The sequence below is a fragment of the Leclercia adecarboxylata genome (assembly GCF_023639785.1).
GTDB lineage: Bacteria > Pseudomonadota > Gammaproteobacteria > Enterobacterales > Enterobacteriaceae > Enterobacter > Enterobacter adecarboxylatus_D.
The window spans coordinates 1,408,696-1,425,542 of the sequence record NZ_CP098325.1; the positions used below are offsets into that span (position 1 = coordinate 1,408,696).

Consider the following 16,847-nt stretch of genomic DNA (forward strand, 5'->3'; position numbering starts at 1 on the left):
GATAGTTAAGGGGGCGGCGATAGCCCCCTTAACACGTTCACCGCAGCGGGGTGAACATAATGCAGAAATGCTTTAGTGAACGGAACAATTCCACCGTCACGACAGAACTCTTCCGCTTAAAACAACTATCAGTTCAAACGAACCGGCATCCCGGAACGATTCTGAATCGCCTGATCCACAATAGTGGCATCCACATCCGGCTGCCCGGTGACGGCCTGCACGCTGCTGGTCAGGGTTACTGGCACAGTCACGTTATTGTCAATCTGCTCTTCGCTGGTGGACAGCGGGTTATGCACTTCGAGATAACGGCTACCATCCGGCTCGGTGGTCGCTTTTACAGGCTCATTAATGAACTGCACGCGCGTACCAACCGGCACGTTTTCGAACAGGAATTTGATGTCATCGTTACGCAGACGCACGCAGCCGTGGCTCACGCGTAAACCGATACCGAAGTTGGCGTTGGTGCCGTGGATCGCATACAGACGGCCGATGTACAGGGCATACAGACCCATCGGGTTATCCGGGCCAGCAGGAACAACGGCTGGCAGCGGCTCGCCCGCGGCGATGTATTCAGCATGCATTTTCGCCGTCGGGGTCCAGGTTGGGCCCGCTTTTTTACGCTCAACTTTGGTGGTCCAGTTCATCGGGGTATCTTTACCCAGCTGGCCGATACCGATTGGCAGCACGATGACGGTGTTGGTGCCTTTCGGGTAGTAGTACAGACGCATTTCGGCGCTGTTGATGACGATGCCTTCATGCACGGTATCCGGCAGGATCAGCTGCTGAGGAATGTTCAGCACGGTACCGCCTTTCGGCAGGTAAGGGTCAACACCCGGGTTCGCTTCCAGCATGTTGGAGAGGCCGAGCTGATATTCTGCTGCGAAATATTCCAGCGGCTGGCTGTTGCCTTCTTCAATGGTCACAACCTGGTTCTGACCCACCAGACGGCTACCGTCGGTTGGCAGAGGATAGGTGACAGCAGAAGCGGTCTTGCAAAACCCTACTACGGCAAACGCCGCCGCAAAAAGCGAAGTTAATTTCATATTCATGGTGTGCGAGGTATCTGTGCCACTTGGCAGGTTGTTTAAAAGTCAGAACGGTTCAGGGAGCGCATTATATGTGCATTCCCCCCCGCATGGAATTCGGATGTGTACTAAATCACACTTTTTTCCGTTTCGTTAAAGTTTAGCGTTATGTTGTTACGCGGGATCTCAATTCGGAATTGTGGCATAATGCCGGGTTTATCACACTTCTCGCAGGAATCTCCCGTGTTAGTTACCAGCAACGTCACTATGCAGTTTGGCAGTAAGCCGCTGTTCGAAAACATTTCCGTCAAATTTGGCGGCGGCAACCGTTACGGCCTGATTGGTGCCAACGGTAGCGGAAAATCCACCTTCATGAAGATCCTCGGCGGCGATTTAGAGCCGACCCTGGGTAACGTTTCTCTCGATCCAAACGAGCGCATCGGTAAGCTGCGTCAGGATCAGTTCGCCTTCGAAGCGTTCACCGTGCTTGATACGGTGATTATGGGACACGTAGAGCTGTGGGAAGTGAAGCAGGAGCGCGACCGCATCTACGCGCTTGCCGAAATGAGCGAAGAAGACGGCTATAAAGTGGCCGACCTCGAAACCCAGTACGGCGAAATGGACGGCTACTCTGCCGAATCCCGCGCCGGTGAACTGCTGCTCGGCGTAGGCATCCCGGTTGAACAGCATTACGGTCTGATGAGCGAAGTCGCGCCAGGCTGGAAGCTGCGTGTTCTGCTGGCGCAGGCGCTGTTCTCCAACCCGGACATCCTGCTGCTCGACGAACCGACGAACAACCTGGACATCGACACCATTCGCTGGCTGGAGCAGACGCTGAACGAGCGTAACAGCACCATGATCATCATCTCGCACGACCGTCACTTCCTGAACATGGTCTGCACCCACATGGCCGATCTGGACTACGGCGAGCTGCGCGTTTACCCGGGCAACTACGACGAGTACATGACCGCCGCGACCCAGGCGCGCGAGCGTCTGCTGGCCGACAACGCCAAGAAAAAGGCGCAGATCGCCGATCTGCAATCCTTCGTCAGCCGCTTTAGCGCCAACGCCTCTAAATCGCGTCAGGCGACGTCCCGTGCCCGTCAGATCGACAAGATCAAGCTGGAAGAGGTTAAAGCCTCCAGCCGTCAGAACCCGTTCATCCGCTTCGAGCAGGACAAGAAGCTGTTCCGTAACGCGCTGGAAGTGGAAGCCCTCACCAAAGGCTTTGATGAAGGTCCGCTGTTTAAAAACTTCAACCTGCTGCTGGAAGTGGGCGAGAAGATTGCCATTATCGGCGCCAACGGCGTGGGTAAATCCACCATGCTGAAGACCCTGGTGGGTGAGCTTCAGCCTGACAACGGCACCGTGAAATGGTCCGAGAATGCGCAGATTGGTTACTACGCCCAGGATCACGCCGAAGATTTCGACAACGACCTGACCGTTTTCGACTGGATGAGCCAGTGGAAATCCGAAGGCGACGACGAGCAGGTGGTGCGCAGCTTCCTGGGCCGTCTGCTGTTCAGCCAGGACGACATCAAAAAGCCGGCCAAAGTGCTCTCCGGTGGTGAGAAGGGCCGTATGCTGTTCGGCAAGCTGATGATGCAGAAACCCAATATTCTGGTTATGGACGAACCCACCAACCACCTGGATATGGAATCGATCGAATCGCTGAACATGGCGCTGGAGATGTATCAGGGCACCCTGATCTTCGTCTCGCACGACCGTGAGTTCGTGAGCTCCCTGGCGACCCGCGTGATTGAAATTACGCCGGAGCGCGTGGTGGACTTCAGCGGTAACTATGAAGATTATCTGCGCAGCAAAGGCATCGACAACTAATTTCCCATCGTCTTTCACGCTGCAGATGCGTTGGCTTCACCTGTTCACCCCGGTCACTTACTTATGTAAGCTCCCGGGGATTCACAGGCTTGCCGCCTTCCTGCAGCGCGAAATACTTAGGGAAAGGCTCGTGCTTTTATTCCCTCTCCCTGTGGGAGAGGGTTAGGGTGAGGGCATCAGGCCGCACTATACCACCCACTCATCCCCTTCAACCCCATTCACCCGCAGCGTACGTTTTTCCCCTGCCGGTAACGATACCTTGAGCGCTTTCCACGCCGGACGATAGTCCCCGCGCCCGTTGATTTGCAGGTTAATGGTTGCCCCGTCGCAGACCATCTCCCACTCCATCCACAGCGCATTGCCGCTCTGGTAGCCCCAGCTTTCGCCGTCGTCTTCAAACAGCAGGCCCGATGTCGTCCCCACGCCTTTCAGCGGGAACAGTCTCAGCTCGCGGCTCGTGTCTTTGTCAGCGCTCACATGGGTGATGCGCTCGCTGAGCGGCAGACCGGCACCGGCACGTACCAGCAGCGGCAGTTTTTCCAGCGGCGCGTCGAGAACAATCGACTGGCCGCCCGCATACCACGCGTGGGTGTAAAAATCGTACCAGCCGGTTTCGTTATCCGGCAGCCAGACCCGGCGCTCGCGCTGCCCGGCTTCGACCACGCTTGCCACCAGCAGGTCGCGGCCCAGCAGGAAATCGTCGCACTCCTCAAAGGTCTGCGCATCGTGCTCGTGGTCGAGGAAGGTGGGGCGCAGCATAGGTTCATCATCGGCATGCGCCTGCCACAGCAGGGTGTAGAGATACGGCAGCAGGCGATAGCGCAGCTCAATGGCACTGCGAATGGCCGGGGTGACGCCCGGATACATCCACGGCTCGTTAACGGTCGCATCGTCATTCCACGAGTGAATGGTAAAGCGCGGATGCATCACGCCGTTTTGCACCCAGCGGACGAACAGCTCCGCGTCCGGCTTGTCGCCGGAGAACCCGCCCACGTCATGACCGACGTTAAACAGTCCCGATAAGCTCATGCCCACACCCATGCGGGTGTTGTAGCGCAGGGTGTCCCAGTTGGTGCGGTTATCGCCGCTCCAGGTTTGGACGTAGCGCTGCATCCCGGCGCAGCCGGAGCGGGAGATCAGGTACGGGCGCTTTTCCGGCGCGAAGCGCTGCTGGGCTTCCATTGAGGCGCGCATCATCAGCAGGGGCATCACCGGACGAATGTGCTTGATGGCGATCTCCTTGCCGAAGCCGTGACAGCGCGCTTCGCCGTCCCACACCTCGAACTCGTTGTTGTCGTTCCAGGTGGAGTCGATGCCCATCTCCAGCAGCTGGGTGGTGACGCCGTTCTGCCACCATTGCACGGTCTGCGGGTTAGTAAAGTCGAGGTGCGAGCCTTCGTCATCCCAGAAGCTGGAACGTTCTGGCGCATCGGTTTCTGAATCACGGATGAACAAGCCGCTTTCCGCCACGTCGTTATAGCGCGGGTGATCCTGAAGCAGGCACGGCTTGATGTTGGCGGCCAGCCGCAGTCCGGCATCGTGGAACGCCTGGCTCATCACCGTCGGCTGCGGCACTTTGTCGTAGTTCCAGTTAAAGACGTAGCGCTTGCCGTTGATGGAGGTATAGCCGGACGAGAGCTGGAACGAATCGCACGGAATGGCGTGCTCTTCGCACAGGCGGATAAAGTTCATCAGCTGATTTTGCGCGTCCGGGGCGTCGGTGTAGTGCATGGTCGACCCGCTGTAGCCCAGGCTCCACTTCGGCCCGAACAGCGTCTTTCCGGTGAGGCGCACAAAGGCTTTGGTGACGTCCAGCACCCGTTTGCCGGTAAAAATGTAGTAATCGATGTCGCCCGCCTCCGCCTGCCAGCGGCGGTAGGCGGTGTGGTAGTTGTCGATCTCGTTGCCCAGATCCAGCCAGCAGCTGCTCAGGTTGTCGTAAAACAGACCGTAGCTCACGTCGTCGCGGCGGGTGATGGTGAAGGGGATGTGCTTGTACAGCGGGTCGGTGCTGGCGGCGTTATAGCCCATCGCGTCCAGATTACGCATCTCGTAGCGCTTACCGTTGCGCTGCAGATCGCCCGCTTTTTCCCCCAGACCATAGAAACGCTCATCCTTGCGGCGGCTCAGGTAGTGCGCCGCGCCGTCGCCGTGGGCATTTAACAGGTACGCGCTGGTCGGACGGTCATTCACCAGCGGCTGCCACTCGCCCGCCTCATTGCGGTAGTGCCACTCCAGCCACAGCGGCTGGTGGACGGTGACGCGGAGCTGTTCGCTGGCAACGGTCAGCACACCGTCCTGCTGCGTCAGCGTCCAGGCAGGGCAGGTGAAGCCGCTCAGATCGTCGCGGCGGCGGCCTTCCCACGGCACGTCCTGCTCCGGGGCGATGCTCCAGGTGCGGTCCAGCGCCAGTTTGCCTTTGCGTTTAATCAGCACCCGGAACAGATTTTGCTCCAGCACGTACAGGCACAGGCGGTGCTGCTCATCAACCAGCAGTTCCAGATGGTTCGCAGACTGTTTCTCGACGGTCCAGTTCTTGAGGGTTTTCATATGCAATACATCCACTATCAGGCGCGCTTGGCGCGACGTTCAGCAATAAATGCCACCAGGAAAACAGCGCCAATCAGGTCGAAGAACCCCATGGCAATAAAGAGCGGGTTAAAGCCGATCTTGTCGGCGGTCACACCAATCAAAAGAGAGAAGAGGAAGCTGGCGATCCACGCCGCCGAACCGCGCATGCCGTTGACGGTGGCCATCTGGCCTTTATCGAACGACTCAACCACCAGGGCGCTCAGCATGCAGGAGATGATCTGATGCCCGAAACCGCCGATGGAGATCAGCACGATGGTGATGTACGGGTCGCGGGTAATGGCGACGACGGCCAGAGAGATCATCAGGAACGCGCCGGTCACCGAGCTTGCCACCACCGAGTTAACGCGGGAGCAGCCGAACAGGCGGGTGTAGAGACGGGTCAGGTAACCACTCGCCACGCTGCCGAGATCGGCGGCCAGAAACGGCAGCCAGGCAAACATCGCGATCTGCTTCAGATCCATGCCGTGCTCTTTGGCGAGATAGAGCGGCACCCAGAAGCTCAGCACCGCCCAGGCCGGTTCCGCCATAAAGGCCGGAATGGCGATACCGTAGAAGCGCTTGTTTTTGGAGACGGTTTTCAGCGCGGTCAGGAAGGGCAGTTTGACCGCAGGCGGTTCGTTATCCTGCTTGATAAAGGCCAGTTCATCCTTGCTCAGGTTCGGGTGCTGCTCCGGGTTGTGGTAGAACGCCCACCACAGGATCACCCACAGCAAGGCCAGCACGCCGGTAAACATAAACGCACCCTGCCAGCCAAAGGAGGCGTGGGCGAAGTAGATGATAGGCGGGGCCAGCATCGCGCCGATAGAGAAGCCCACGCCTGCCCAGCCAGCAGCCACAGGACGTTCCGATTTCGGGAACCACTCGCCGATGGTTTTGGCGTTCGCCGGGGTGGCAGCCGCTTCAGACGCGCCCATAAAGAAGCGCAGGATCACCAGATGCAGCCAGCTTCCGGCACCCGCGTGGAAGATACACATCAGCGCCCAGATCCCGGCGCAGACCATAAAGCCAATCTTCAGGCCGATGACGTCAATCAGCCAGCCGCACAGAGGCTGGAAAATGGTGTAGGCAATCTGGAACGCGCCGACGATCCAGGAGTATTGCTCGGTGGTGATCCCGAGGCTCTCTTTAAGCTCAGGCGCGAGAATACCTAGCGAATTTCGGGTGATGTAGTTAACGGTCACACCCATTAAGAACAGAACCAGCACATACCAGCGCAGGTTTTTGATGACGCGACGGGTTTTACTGGTCGCAACGGGGTTATTGATGCCCTGACTCATTTTACTCTCCACAAGATGGACGGTAGGGGGACGGAGGTTCAGGTGTCACACAGATTTTTTATCTCTTTGATTGTTATCTGTTTTAATGCTTAGTCTGGTATATAACTAGTATGGAAGTTGTGTGACAGGTTCACCATAAGAGAGAATTCAGGCGGGCAAAAGTGCATTTTGTGCAACTTTTCTCATAATTCGCGTCAATTATTTGGCATTCTTGCGGCAACCCCAGTAACCGTCTGTTAACTACGCTATGAGAATTTTTTCATTTCGCAAATGGAGCCAGATCACAAAATGGACAAAAGGCTAAGAATCGCTGAAATTGCCCGTCGGACCGCACTCTCGGTCAGCACCGTTTCACGGGTGTTAGCGGGGAAGGCAAACACCAGTGAAAAGGCACGTACCCGGGTGCTGGAAGCCGCGCGGGAGCTGGGCGTGTTGGACGGAATGGCGGCGGGGCGACTGTTGCTCAACAGCCTGGTGGTTTTTGCGCCCCAGCGTGCCTTTGACGAGCGGTCCGACATCTTTTATTACCGGGTGATCCAGAGCGTGAGTAAAGGCCTTGCCTCCCATGATGTGCGCCTTCGCTACTGCGCCCTGGAAGAGAATGACAGTGATGCGCAGCTGTTTCTCGCGCGCATGAACGAGCCGGACACCCAGGCCGCAATCCTGCTGGGTATCGACGATCCGCATATCCACGATCTGGCTGTCGATCTGGGTAAACCCTGCATGCTGATTAACTGTCGCGACCGGCATATGCGCCTGCCTGCGGTTACGCCCGATCACCGCGCCATTGGTGAACGCGCGGCGGACTACCTGTTCGAGATGGGGCATCGCGAAGTGTTGAACGTGCTGTGCCTGCGCCGCTATACCATGGAGCTGCGCCTGGCAGGGATCCGCGACGCCTGGCAGGCGCACAATATGAAATTCAGCGACAAGCGCGACCTGCTGGTGGCCCCGAGCTTCAGCGCCCGGGAAACCGAACAGCTGGTCAGCGACTGGCTCAGGGAACGCCAGGGAAAAGATCTCCCCACGGCATTTTTAGTCGGGGGGGATTTTATGGCGGCAGGCACCATCAACGCGTTACAAAAGCAGGGATTGCGTGTACCGCAGGATGTGTCGGTGATGAGCATTGACGGGTTCAATCTGGCGGCGATTCAGGATGTGCCGTTAACCGCGGTGCATGTTCCCCGGGATGAACTGGGTACCGAAGCGGTGCATATGCTCCAGCAACGGCTGATGCGCCCGGACGCGCCGGTGGGAACGTTGCTGCTGAATGGCACGTTAACCGTGCGGGAGTCGGTACGGCGGATACGTCAGGGAAAAAGACGCACCGCCGTGGAACGGGAAGGGTTATACGACAGTTAAGCCATACCCAGCGCGCGCTTGCCGTGAATGTTCAGGTCATCAAGGGTAAAGCGCGACTGCCAGTCAGACTCATAATCCTCGCGCGGGAAATCGCCCGGCGAGGCGCCGGTTTCCAGCGCCGCTTTCACCTTCTTCGCGTAGGCGAGGTTTTTTTCGCACATAGGGGCCGCCGGAATGTACATCACGTTGCCCCAGCCCTGCTGGTTTTCAACCGGTGCCACCGAGTGGATCACGTCGCAGTGCCACCACACGGAATCACCCGCTTCCAGCGCCGGAATGCTGGTCAGGGCTTCGATTAACAGCGGGTGCCACTTCTCGGAAATCGGCAGTACGCGCCCGGGGGCCACGCCGCAGAGTTCATCTTCCGGCACATCATCCAGCAGCGGACGCAGCAGAATGTAAGCCATCGCCTCCGGGATCGGCACCACGTGCAGCAGCCCCTGATCCGGGATCATGTCGGACAGCGCCGTCCAGCCCTGGAAGGTGCGGAACACCGAGCACTTGGTAGTATTGTCCACGGTGTACTCCTCCACTTCGGTGCGGTGGGCGGCATTCCACGGATCGTACTGCTCAATGTTGCCGTCGAAGACGCGGGCAAAGACCTGCTGATAGGCCGGGAGCAGCCAGCGCTCCAGCGCCCCGGAATCGGTATGCGCGCCAAGGCCTTTAGAGGTGGTTCCCGGCGGACGGCGGCGAATGCGATCCGGGTAGATCACGCTGACGTCCGGGTTGAACCACTGCTTGCCGTTGCTCTCGAAGGTCCATAAACGGTTCAGGAACGACTGCACCTGAGCCATCTCTTCGCTCTGGCGGGCCTCCATCTGGGCGTGTGACCAGTAGATCGGATAGATCTCCGGGCGGGAGGCGGTAAGGGAGCCAAAGAAGTTATCCCCCGGGCCTTTGTAGACGTCGTCAAAACGGTTGAGATCCAGATAGTCGAGCATCGCGTTATCCCACGCCAACGCCTTCTCACGCGGGAAATGACCTTTGATCACCGCGCAGCCGCGGCGTTTGACCGCCTCGCGCTGCTCCGGGCTGATATTGCCGCTCTGCACGTCCGCAAACGGGATCACCGGCCACACAGGATCGCCATTGCGCTTCAGGGTGTTAATTTCCGCCACACGGCTGGCGATTCTGGCACTCAGGCGATCGAACACGCCCTGCACGTCGCCAATCTGCGCCCGCAGCTCACGTTTCATCTGGCGGATGGCCGCTTTGTGGTCAGAGGGCAAAGTTTCACTGGTAAAGGTTAAGGTCATAACAGCCTCTCTATCTTTCATTCGAAAGTAAAATTAATTACAAGTGATACTTTAGGTTAAAAATAAGTTAAAGCAAGTTAAATAACTTGATGGAGTGCACAACCCGGAGAGAAAGGAGAGGTTCGCCGGAGAAGTCTCCGGCGAGAGATCAGCGGCTGAAGGGCGGGGTATTATCGAGGACGGCCTGAATCACGTTCAGTGCGCCCTGGTGGTTGTTGTCGTCGGCCTGGTAGCGGGTGATGGCTTTGATGCTTTCTCCCGCGTTCCCCATGGCGAAGGAGTAGTTCACAAACTTCAGCATTTCGGCGTCGTTACCGCTGTCGCCGATGGCCACGCACTCCTGCGGAGAGATGTGCCAGCGCTTCAGCAGGCGGCTGAGGCCGCTGGCTTTATGCAGGCCGGGAATAATGAGATCGACAAAGCCAAATCCGCTGGTCACCGGCTTCATAATGCCGTCCAGGGAGACATGCAGGGCGTCGACCAGGTTCGGGATATCGCTGTCGGGCAGGTTCAGGGAGAACTTGAACAGCACGTCGTCGATGTCGCGATAATCGCTGATGCGCGCTAAGCGGTGATAGTGTTTTGACATCAGCGCAACGAAGGCTTCGGGTGCCTTGTCGCTGACGTAGGCGCTCTCCAGACCGCAGGCAACGAAGTTCAGGGATTTATCCTTCAGCAGTTCGCCGATGACAATCTGCGACTCGTGCTTCGTCAGTTCGCCGTGGAAAATCTGCTCGCCGTGATCGAACACCAGCGCGCCGTTTTCCGCCACGAAGGAGATCTGCGATTTCAGTTCCGGGAAGAAAGAGATGAGCTGGTAATACTGGTTGCCGCTGGCGACAACGAATTCAATATTACGGGCCTGAAGTTGCTGGAACTGCGCCTGAAAGCGGTCTTGATCGTACTGCTTGGCGTCATCAAGAAAAGTTCCGTCCATATCGGTGACGATAACTTTAACGGTCATACATTGCGCTCCTGGATGTTACTGCGACCAGAAACATTCTAATAACAATGTGACCGAAACCACAAATTTAATTTCGAATGAAAGTCACGAAGCCGGGTGGCAAAGGTAAATGCAAAACGGCAACCAGAGTTGCCGTTTTTGGTGTTTTCTCCCTCTCCCTGTGGGAGAGGGCCGGGGTGAGGGCAACAGCGCGCGCTATCCCCCTCACCCTAACCCTCTCCCTCGAGGGAGAGGGGATCTCATTACAGCGTATGCTCAGTACGCGCAATAATGTCGTCCTGCGCATCCGGGGACAGGGCGGTAAAGAACGCCGAGTAACCCGCCACGCGCACGACCAGGTCACGATACTGGTCCGGGTGTTTCTTCGCCTCCAGCAGCGTTTCGCGGGACACGATGTTGTACTGGATATGCCAGCCCTTATGCACCTCAAAGAAGGTGCGCAGCAGTACCATCAGCTTCTGGCGGTCGCTGTCGTTATCCAGCGTTGCCGGGTTGAGCTTCTGGTTCAGCAGCACGCCGCCGAGGATGGCGTCGGTCGGCAGTTTGCCTACGGAGCCGATCACTGCCGTTGGGCCCAGGTGGTCAGTACCGGAAGACGGGCTTGCCCCTTCGGCCAGCGGAGTATGCGCCTTACGACCGTCCGGCGTCGCCATGGTTGCCGCACCAAAAGGTACGTTGGCGGAGATAGACGAGGTTCCGGCATAGTAGTTGCCGCCAATCGGGCCGCGGCCATAGCGCGGGTTGTGGTACTGCTTCAGCTCTTCGATGTAGGTCTGATAAGCCCGGGCCAGCAGCAGATCCACGCTGTCATCGTCGTTACCGTACTTCGGCGCGCCGTTGATCAGACGCTGGCGCAGCTGTTCGTGGGTCAGCCCCTCAAAGTCATCCGCCAGCGCCGCCGCCAGTTGCTGCTGACCGATTGCACCCTGTTCGAACACCAGCTTCTTCACCGCCGCCAGGCTGTTGCCGAGGTTGGCGATCCCCACCTGCAGGCCGGAGACCCAGTCGTACTTCGCGCCGCCCTGTTTGATGCTCTTCGCGCGCTCAATGCAGTCATCCACCAGCGCCGAGCAGAGAATGTCGTGGACGTTCTCTTCCAGCATGGTGTCCACCACGTACTCGATCTCGATGGATTTGCGGGTGTAGTACTTAATCTGGCGATCCCAGGCGGCCATCACTTCATCGAAGTTGTTGAAGTTACCGGCTGAGAGCGCTTTAACCTGCGGCAGGAATACCTTGCCGCTGGTGGCGTCGCGGCCGCCTTCCAGCGCCGCCAGCATCACGCGGGCGAAGTTGATAAAGCTCATGCCGGTGCAGCGGTAGCCCCACTTGCCGCCGACGGCGGTTTCGATGCAGCCGATGGCAGCGTAGTCGTAGGCGTCGGCCTCTTCGATACCGAGCTTGATGAACTCAGGGATAACGATCTCATCGTTGTTGAAGGCCGGCATCCCGAAGCCGCAGCGGATCACCTGCACGCAGGCGTCAAGGAAGTCGTTGCTCATGCCCGCATGGTAGCGCACGCTCAGGTTCGGCTGGGTGGAGCGCAGACGGCCGCAGGATTCCAGAATGGCGTAAGAGAGCGGGTTCACCGCATCCATCGGCTCACCGTTGACCAGCTTCTGGCCGCCGATGGTGACGTTCTGGTACAGCGGGCTCCCGGCAGAGGCTTTGGAGTGCGAGCCGGAGCGGATCTTGTTCACTTCCAGCAGCTTCAGCCAGCAGCTGTGCAGCAGCTCGATGGCGTGCTCACGATCCAGAGACTGATTCAGCTCCACGTCGCGGCGGTAGTACGGATAGAGATACTGGTCCATACGGGCAAAGGAGACGGAGTGGCCGTTGGACTCAATCTGCAGGATCAACTGGATGAAGTAGCACAGCTGCAGCGCCTGCCAGAAGGTTTTTGGCGGTTCGTGAGCGATGATGTCGCAGTTTTCCGCCATGGCCAGCAGCTCGTCGCGGCGGTTTTCGCGGGTTTCGGCTGCGGCCATCTCACGCGCCAGATCGGCAAAGCGCTCGATATGCAGGCTCACCGCTTCCAGCACGATATCGATCGCTTTCAGGAACTGGTCGCCGTGCAGGTCTTCCAGGCAGGTGAGGTTGATGCGCGAGCGGCGCTCGTCCACTTTGTGGCGCAGGCCGTCGAGCCCTTTTTCCAGCACTAACGGGAAGTTTACCGCCAGGTGCGCGTCGCCGGAGGTCATGTTGCCTTCGGCTTTGATGATGCCGGTTTCCAGCAGGCCTTTCTGCTCGTCGGTGAACATGCCGTAGCAGCGATCCTGTACCGTCTGGCCGCGCCACCACGGGCAGAGCTCATGCAGGACGCGTTTGTTCTCTTCGCTGACCGCAAAGCCCGCGCCCGGACGGTCGGCGAGATCGTCGATCTCTTTTTCAATCCACGAGACGGTGTATTCCGGGAAGATCGGCGCGGCGCGCACTTCGCTTGCCTGGTTACCAATAATCAGCTCGTCATGTTTGATCCAGATTGTGCGCTTCGCCAGGTGATGGGCCAGCGCCAGCGCGCGGCGAACCGGGATCGGCTTATCCATATGCTGCTGGTACATTTCGGTGTAGTGCTGGGCGCGTTCGGTACAGACCGGCGGCTTAACAATATGCACCAGGGCAGTTTTATGCGCCTTAATGCGCTCGCTCAGGGTATTAAGATTCAGCTGTGTCATAACATTATCCTCGTAAGGTCGCGGTTAACCCTTTCTGGGCGGCGTACTGCCGGGCAAAGTCCAGTAATGCAGGATTATCGAGCGGTTTATCAGGGGCAGAGTAGGGTTGGCCGAGCAGGCTGTACTTGTTCATGCCCAGCGTGTGGTACGGCAAAAAATGGATGTCGTGGACGTTCAGTTCGTCGGCGGCAAAATTGGTAATAGCGGTAATAGAGGCTTCATCGGCGTTAAAACCCTGGATCAGCGGCACGCGAATGGTGAGCTGCTTTCCGGCGGCGGCCAGACGCTTAAGGTTATCAAGCACCCGTTTTGCCGAGCCCCCGGTCCACTGCTTAAAGATCGCGCCATCGACGTGCTTCAGGTCAGCGAGAAACAGATCGATGTACGGTAACGACGGTTCGATATAGTGCCACGGCACGTGCAGGCAGGTTTCCACCGCTGTATGAATACCCTGGTCGTGGCTGGCCTGGAACAGCTGGCGGGCAAGATCCGGGTTCATAAAGGGTTCGCCACCGGAAAGGGTAACGCCGCCGCCACTGCGATCGTAGAACGGTTTATCCCGCAGGACGGTCGCCATGATCTCCTCCACCTGCTTCTCCTCGCCGCAGACGGTCAGGGCCTGGGTCGGGCAGCAGTCGGTGAGGGCATCAAGGTGCGTATCGTTGAGTTTTTCGCGGTGGATCACCAGGCCATTCAGCGTGCGTTGGATGACCGCGGGCGCCACCTGCTGACAGAGGTTACACCCCTCCAGGCACAGGCGAGCGTCGAACAGCAGATCCCGCGAGCGTTCGCGGCTTTCCGGGTTCTGACACCAGCGGCAGCCCAGGGAGCAGCCTTTCATAAAGACCACCGTCCGAATGCCGGGGCCGTCGTGTGTCGAATAACGCTGAATGTTGAAGATCATAATGTCGCCTCTTGTTGCGTATGAAGATTAAATTACTTTCGAATGAAAGTTATCTTGACGCAAATCAACCCAGAAGCAGGTTTTGCCGTGGTAGGGTTACGGCATAGTCATTTTTGAGGACCCCATCATGGAATTGTATCTCGACACATCCGACGTCATCGCCGTTAAAAAGCTGGCCCGTGTTTTTCCGCTGGCAGGCGTTACCACAAACCCAAGCATCGTCGCCGCAGGCAAAACGCCGATTGAGGTGTTGCTCCCTCAGCTCCAGGAGGCGATGGGCGGCCAGGGGCGTCTGTTTGCCCAGGTTATGGCGACTACCGCAGAAGGTATGGTGGAAGATGCGCTGAAACTGCGAGCCATCGTCGCCGATCTGGTGGTGAAAGTGCCTGTCACGGCAGAAGGACTGGCGGCAATTAAAATGCTGAAAGCCCAGGGCGTGCCGACCCTGGGTACGGCGGTATACAGCGCGGCGCAGGGAATGATGGCGGCGCTGGCGGGGGCGGAGTATGTTGCCCCCTATGTGAACCGCGTGGATGCGCAGGGCGGGGACGGGATCCAGACGGTGGCGGAGCTGCAGCAGCTGCTGACGCTCCACGCGCCGCAGTCAAAAGTGCTGGCGGCGAGCTTCAAAACCCCGCGTCAGGCGCTGGACTGCCTGCTGGCAGGCTGCGAGTCCATCACCCTGCCGCTGGACGTGGCCCAGCAGTTGATCGCCTCTCCGGCAGTGGATGCGGCGATTGCGAAGTTTGAGCAGGACTGGCAGAACGCCTTTGGGCGGACGTCGATCTAGGGGTATTGCCGGGCGGCGCTGCGCTTGCCCGGCCTACGGTTCGAGGTTTTTGTAGGCCGGGTAAGGCGAAGCCGCCACCCGGCATGTTTTTAACCTCCGCACACCTCGCACCCCGGATGACGCATCAGCTTCATCTCGCGGAACTGGCAGGTCATCGCGTCGTACATCACGATTTTCCCCGCCGCTGGCGTGCCGTACCGGGTCAGCACTTTGATGGCCTCCATCGCCTGCATCGAACCGATCACCCCTACCAGCGGGGCCATTACGCCAGCTTCCACACAGGTCAGGGCATTTTCGCCAAACAGACGGCTCAGGCAGCGGTAGCAGGGCTCGCCCTGTGCATACGTAAAGACGCTGATCTGGCCTTCCATGCGGATTGCCGCCCCGGAAACCAGCGGCGTTTTATGGGCGAAACAGCCCGCGTTGAGCTGATTGCGGATGGTAACGTTATCGGTGCAGTCGAGAACCAGATCGTGCCGGGCAATCTGATCGAACAGCGCGGCTTCATCCAGCAGGGCATCGAGCAGGGTGAACTGCACGTTGGGGTTGATGCGCGACAGCGACGCCCGGGCCGACACCACTTTGGGCTCGCCGAGGGTGGCATCGCTGTGCAGGGTCTGACGTTGCAGGTTGGAGAGCGACACGGTGTCGAAATCGAGCAGCGTCATGCGCCCGACGCCAGCCGCAGCCAGATACTGCGCCGCGGCGCAGCCCAGTCCGCCAAGGCCGACCACCAGTACGTTCGCGGCTTTTAACGCCTCCTGACCCTCGAAATCAAAGCCGCGCAGCACAATCTGGCGATTGTAGCGCAGCATCTCGTTGTCGCTCAGCTCCATGCTCAGCCTCCAAACAGGGCGTTAAACGGCTCAACCTCAACCCATTCGCCTGCTTCCACGTTGCCGCGCTCGCGTTCAAGCACGATAAAGCAGTTGCCCTGGCTGAAGGAGCTGAAAATATGCGAGCCCTGATGTCCGGTTGTGCGCACCTCCAGCTCACCGTCGGCGTTACGCGCCAGAATGCCGCGCTGGAAGTCGAGACGGCCCGGTGATTTTTTCAGACGGGTGGCGGCGCGGACACGCTGGCGGGCAGGCAGGCTGGGCGCCCGGTTGCCGGAAAGCTTCGCCAGCAGCGGCTGCACCAGCTGATAGAAGGTGAGGGCCGCTGAGACCGGGTTGCCCGGCAGGCCGCAGAACCAGCTGTTCGGCAGCGTGCCGAAGGCGAAGGGTTTGCCCGGCTTGATAGCCAGCTTCCAGAAGCCAATCTCGCCCAGTTCGTCGAGGATGGTTTTGGTGTAATCCGCTTCCCCCACCGACACACCGCCGGAGCTCAGCACCACGTCGGCCACGCGATCCGCTTCAATAAAGGCGGCGCGCAGCCGATCCGGATCGTCAGGAATAATGCCGAGGTTGATCACCTCGCAGCCCAGCTGCTCCAGCATCAGATGCACTGCCAGCCGGTTAGTGTCGTAGATCTGCCCCTCGGCCAGCGGCTGGCCCGGCAACTGAAGCTCATCCCCGGTAGAGAACACCGCCACGCGCACCTGGCGCACCACGGCAATGTCTGCGATACCCAGCGACGCCAGGACCGGCAGCTCGGCGACGGTCAGTCTGGTGCCCGCCGGGAAGACGGTTGCGCCCAGGGTGATGTCTTCCCCGCTGCGACGGATATTCTGTCCAGGCTTAACGCTGGCGGTAAAACGCACGCCGTCGTCGGTCTGCTCTGTCTCCTCCTGCATCACCACCGCATCGCAGCCTGGCGGCACCGGCGCGCCGGTCATAATGCGGATGCAGCTTCCCGCAGGCCATTCACCCTGGAAAGGCTGGCCGGCAAAGGCTTTACCCGCCACCGGCAGCGCAGTGCCTGCCGCCAGATCCGCCAGACGCACGGCATAGCCATCCATCGCTGAGTTATCAAAGCCCGGCACGTTGAGGGGCGAAACGATGTCGGCGGCGGTCACGCGGCCAAAACAGCGCAGCAGGGGCAGGGTTTCCTGCTCTGACAGCGGAGAAAGTCGATCGAGCATCTGCGTGAGGGCCGTCTCAAGCGGCATCAGTCCGGCGGTAAAATCCATGGGTCACTCCAGCGAGAGAATAACGAAGGCGGCCATTATGGCAGAAAAGTGCCGTTAACTGTATGACACCATGGGCTTACCCTTTACAT

At 58.9% G+C, this 16,847-nt stretch carries 12 protein-coding genes; 3 read left to right on the plus strand and 9 right to left on the minus strand.

Annotated elements, in window-relative coordinates:
- Positions 1-128: 128 nt before the first annotated feature.
- The gene (gene ldtB / locus NB069_RS06610) at positions 129-1,049 is read right to left on the minus strand and encodes a L,D-transpeptidase (RefSeq protein ID WP_250588628.1); all 921 of its coding nucleotides are present in this window, start codon (positions 1,047-1,049) and stop codon (positions 129-131) included.
- 219 nt (positions 1,050-1,268) lie between these two features.
- On the opposite strand from ldtB, the gene NB069_RS06615 reads away from it, so the two are divergent.
- Positions 1,269-2,864 carry an ABC-F family ATPase gene (locus NB069_RS06615; RefSeq protein WP_250588629.1) on the plus strand — a complete coding sequence of 532 codons (1,596 nt, stop codon included), beginning with the start codon at positions 1,269-1,271 and terminating at the stop codon, positions 2,862-2,864.
- Positions 2,865-3,050: 186 nt separating this feature from the next.
- Here the strand turns inward: NB069_RS06615 and NB069_RS06620 are convergent, their stop codons facing one another.
- On the minus strand, positions 3,051-5,414 hold the full coding sequence (locus tag NB069_RS06620) for a glycoside hydrolase family 31 protein (RefSeq protein WP_250588630.1): 2,364 nt from the start codon (positions 5,412-5,414) through the stop codon (positions 3,051-3,053).
- 17 nt (positions 5,415-5,431) lie between these two features.
- Entirely contained in the window at positions 5,432-6,733 is a 1,302-nt protein-coding gene (locus NB069_RS06625; RefSeq protein ID WP_250588631.1) for an MFS transporter, read from the minus strand.
- A gap of 288 nt (positions 6,734-7,021) precedes the next feature.
- Between NB069_RS06625 and NB069_RS06630 the strand changes: the two genes are divergently transcribed.
- Positions 7,022-8,095, plus strand: a complete 1,074-nt coding sequence (locus NB069_RS06630) for a LacI family DNA-binding transcriptional regulator (RefSeq protein ID WP_434543607.1) — start codon at positions 7,022-7,024, stop codon at positions 8,093-8,095.
- Here the strand turns inward: NB069_RS06630 and NB069_RS06635 are convergent.
- The 4 genes from NB069_RS06635 to NB069_RS06650 form a co-directional block, all read right to left on the minus strand.
- Positions 8,092-9,354 (minus strand): DUF1479 domain-containing protein, encoded by a 1,263-nt coding sequence (locus tag NB069_RS06635; protein ID WP_250588633.1) that lies wholly within the window; start codon positions 9,352-9,354, stop codon positions 8,092-8,094. The genes NB069_RS06630 and NB069_RS06635 overlap by 4 nt on opposite strands.
- A gap of 148 nt (positions 9,355-9,502) precedes the next feature.
- Positions 9,503-10,318: a Cof-type HAD-IIB family hydrolase gene (locus NB069_RS06640; protein WP_250588634.1), complete on the minus strand. Its 816-nt coding sequence runs from the start codon at positions 10,316-10,318 to the stop codon at positions 9,503-9,505.
- Between the two features lie 242 nt (positions 10,319-10,560).
- A complete protein-coding gene (locus NB069_RS06645; protein WP_250588635.1) occupies positions 10,561-12,993 on the minus strand; it encodes a formate C-acetyltransferase/glycerol dehydratase family glycyl radical enzyme in 2,433 nt (810 codons plus the stop codon).
- 4 nt (positions 12,994-12,997) lie between these two features.
- Positions 12,998-13,897 (minus strand): glycyl-radical enzyme activating protein, encoded by a 900-nt coding sequence (locus NB069_RS06650; protein WP_250588636.1) that lies wholly within the window; start codon positions 13,895-13,897, stop codon positions 12,998-13,000.
- A gap of 127 nt (positions 13,898-14,024) precedes the next feature.
- Between NB069_RS06650 and fsa the strand changes: the two genes are divergently transcribed.
- Complete coding sequence (fsa, locus tag NB069_RS06655; protein ID WP_250588637.1) at positions 14,025-14,687, plus strand: fructose-6-phosphate aldolase; 663 nt, start codon at positions 14,025-14,027, stop codon at positions 14,685-14,687.
- A gap of 89 nt (positions 14,688-14,776) precedes the next feature.
- On the opposite strand, the gene moeB is transcribed toward fsa, so the two are convergent.
- Together moeB and moeA are read right to left on the minus strand one after the other, a co-directional pair.
- Positions 14,777-15,529 (minus strand): molybdopterin-synthase adenylyltransferase MoeB, encoded by a 753-nt coding sequence (gene moeB / locus NB069_RS06660; RefSeq protein WP_250589466.1) that lies wholly within the window; start codon positions 15,527-15,529, stop codon positions 14,777-14,779.
- Positions 15,526-16,758, minus strand: a complete 1,233-nt coding sequence (moeA, locus tag NB069_RS06665; RefSeq protein WP_250588638.1) for a molybdopterin molybdotransferase MoeA — start codon at positions 16,756-16,758, stop codon at positions 15,526-15,528. Before moeA ends, moeB begins: the two co-directional genes overlap by 4 nt.
- Positions 16,759-16,847 lie beyond the last annotated feature (89 nt).

Bases quoted from the DNA above. Each gene is read 5' to 3' on its own strand.
- ldtB (WP_250588628.1), bottom strand. From the start codon at position 1,049: ATGAATATGAAATTAACTTCGCTTTTTGCGGCGGCGTTTGCCGTAGTA.
- NB069_RS06620 (WP_250588630.1), bottom strand. From the start codon at position 5,414: ATGAAAACCCTCAAGAACTGGACCGTCGAGAAACAGTCTGCGAACCAT.
- NB069_RS06625 (WP_250588631.1), bottom strand. From the start codon at position 6,733: ATGAGTCAGGGCATCAATAACCCCGTTGCGACCAGTAAAACCCGTCGC.
- NB069_RS06630 (WP_434543607.1), top strand. From the start codon at position 7,022: ATGGACAAAAGGCTAAGAATCGCTGAAATTGCCCGTCGGACCGCACTC.
- NB069_RS06635 (WP_250588633.1), bottom strand. From the start codon at position 9,354: ATGACCTTAACCTTTACCAGTGAAACTTTGCCCTCTGACCACAAAGCG.
- NB069_RS06640 (WP_250588634.1), bottom strand. From the start codon at position 10,318: ATGACCGTTAAAGTTATCGTCACCGATATGGACGGAACTTTTCTTGAT.
- NB069_RS06645 (WP_250588635.1), bottom strand. From the start codon at position 12,993: ATGACACAGCTGAATCTTAATACCCTGAGCGAGCGCATTAAGGCGCAT.
- NB069_RS06650 (WP_250588636.1), bottom strand. From the start codon at position 13,897: ATGATCTTCAACATTCAGCGTTATTCGACACACGACGGCCCCGGCATT.
- fsa (WP_250588637.1), top strand. From the start codon at position 14,025: ATGGAATTGTATCTCGACACATCCGACGTCATCGCCGTTAAAAAGCTG.
- moeA (WP_250588638.1), bottom strand. From the start codon at position 16,758: ATGGATTTTACCGCCGGACTGATGCCGCTTGAGACGGCCCTCACGCAG.